The following is a 2,003-nucleotide window of genomic DNA, read 5'->3' as shown; positions in this document are numbered from 1 at the left end:
GTTACTTTCTTTGGCGAGACAAAGAAAGTAACTCGCCCGCCGGGGCGAATTCCCGGCTCCTGCGCCACACAACAAGCAAGGCCAAAACAAGGGCCCAAGAAGCGAACCCCCGGCTCCTGCGCCAACCAACCAGCAAGGCCAAAACAAGGGCCCAAGAAGCGAACCCCTGGCTCCTGCGCCAAACAACAAGCAAGGCCAAAACAAGGGCCCAAGAAGCGAACCCCCGGCTCCTGCGCCACCCAACCAACAAGGCCAAAACAAAGCCCCAGTGCCCTCACCCCCTCCCAGAGGGAGAGCGAGCAAGCCAAAGCCCTCACCCCCAAGTCCTCCCAGTGCAAGGGGGAGCAAGACAAGTCCCGGCAGGTACGCCAGTGAAGCTGACCCTGATCCGCCATCCCGAAACCACCGCGCTGCCCGGCACCTGCTACGGCCGCAGCGACGTGGCCGTCTCGCCGGAAGCGACGCGGGCCATCGCCGAGCGCATCGCACCGGCGTTGCCCGTCGACATCGAGTTGGTCAGCTCGCCGCGCCGGCGCTGCGCCACACTCGCCCAGTCCATCGCATCGCTGCGTCCGGACCTCGCGCTGCGCATCGAACCGCGCATCGCCGAGATGGATTTCGGCCGTTGGGAGGGCCGCGCCTGGAACAGCATCGAACGCGCCGAGCTCGACGCCTGGACCCGCGCCTTCGCCGATGCACGCGCCGGCGGCGACGGCGAAAGCACCCGCCAGTTCATGCGTCGCGTGGGCGAAGCCTTCGACGCCTGGTGCGAATGCGGTCGCGATGCGTTGTGGATCACGCATGCCGGCGTGATCCGCGCGGTGTGGGCCTTGCGAGACGGCATTCGATGCGTCGAGCGCGCGGATCAGTGGCCTTCGCTGCCGATCGCCTTCGGCGAGTGGGTGGTGGTTCGCGGCCGTAGCCGCGAGTAACCCGACCTGTGCCTCAGTCGAGTTCGGCTCGCCGCGGCATGTCCGCGCCACGACGGGAGCAGGTGATGGCGGCGGCTTGCGCGGCGAAGCGCAGCAAGGCATCGAGCGAGGCACCGTCCAGGGCGGACAGCCCTTCGGGCGTGAGTACGCCGTGCTCATCGAGCCAGGTCAGCAGGGCGGCCTGGAAGGTGTCGCCCGCCCCGACCGTGTCGATCACGCGGGTGGTGGGCGAGGGCGCGTCGGCCCGCGCCGTCCGCGTCCACGCAATGGCGCCGTGACGTCCCCGCGTCACGGCGACCATCGAAGCGCCTCGATCCAGCCAGCGCGCGGCCACCTCCTCGACCGCTTCCCCGGGATAGAGCAGCCCCAGGTCCTCGTCGCTCACCTTGACCAGATGAGCGATCGAGACCATTTGATCGACCACCGCGCGCCAGTGCGCGAGGTCGGGCTCGACGTTGAGCCGCACGTTGGGGTCGTAGGCAATCAACAGCCGCTCGCGCTCGCGCGCCGCCAGCGCACGCAGCGCGCTTCCCACCGGCTCGACCGCCAGCGCATACGACCCGAACTGCAGCACGCGCGCCGCGCGGGGAAGGGCGGGCAGCGTGTCGTGCGTGATCTGGCGGTCCGCCGCGCCGTTGCCGTGAAAGGCATAGCGCGGTACGCCGCCGGCATCCACGCTCACGACGCTGAGCGTGCTGGGCGCGTCGTTGCGCAGCACCAGCGAGGTGTCGACGCCTTCCTCCTTCAGCGAGGCCAGCAGGCGTTCGCCGAGCGCGTCGGTCGACAGACCGGTCAGGAAGGCCACGGGCCGCGCCAGCCGTGCGAGGCCCTGTGCCACATTCAACGGCGAGCCGCCGATACGCGCGTCGAGGGTCATCCCCGTGGGCGTCGTTTCGCCCATGTAGACGTCCATCAGCGCTTCACCGCAGACCACGAACATTTCATGCTCCGGAAACTTTGAGATCCACAACGATCGTGGGTGGAGCTCACCTCGGAGCTTGCCATCCCTTGTAGTCCTTGACGTTGGTGCGCGTGATCAAGGTCGAAGGCAACAGCGTCATCGGATTGGCT

General features: G+C 68.0%; 2 protein-coding genes. One reads left to right on the top strand and one right to left on the bottom strand.

Features of this window, described 5'->3' with window-relative positions:
* Positions 1 to 371 precede the first annotated feature (371 nt).
* Positions 372 to 932: a histidine phosphatase family protein gene (locus ABEA07_RS25370; protein ID WP_345541355.1), complete on the top strand. Its 561-nt coding sequence runs from the start codon at positions 372 to 374 to the stop codon at positions 930 to 932.
* A 13-nt stretch (positions 933 to 945) separates the two neighbouring features.
* Here ABEA07_RS25370 and ABEA07_RS25365 read toward each other — a convergent pair whose 3' ends face one another.
* Positions 946 to 1,872: a carbohydrate kinase family protein gene (locus ABEA07_RS25365; protein WP_345541354.1), complete on the bottom strand. Its 927-nt coding sequence runs from the start codon at positions 1,870 to 1,872 to the stop codon at positions 946 to 948.
* Positions 1,873 to 2,003 lie beyond the last annotated feature (131 nt).

The organism is Variovorax defluvii (assembly GCF_039541515.1).
Taxonomy (GTDB): domain Bacteria; phylum Pseudomonadota; class Gammaproteobacteria; order Burkholderiales; family Burkholderiaceae_C; genus Variovorax; species Variovorax defluvii.
The sequence above is the reverse complement of the archived record's forward strand: the minus strand, read 5'-3'. Positions and strand labels throughout refer to the sequence as shown.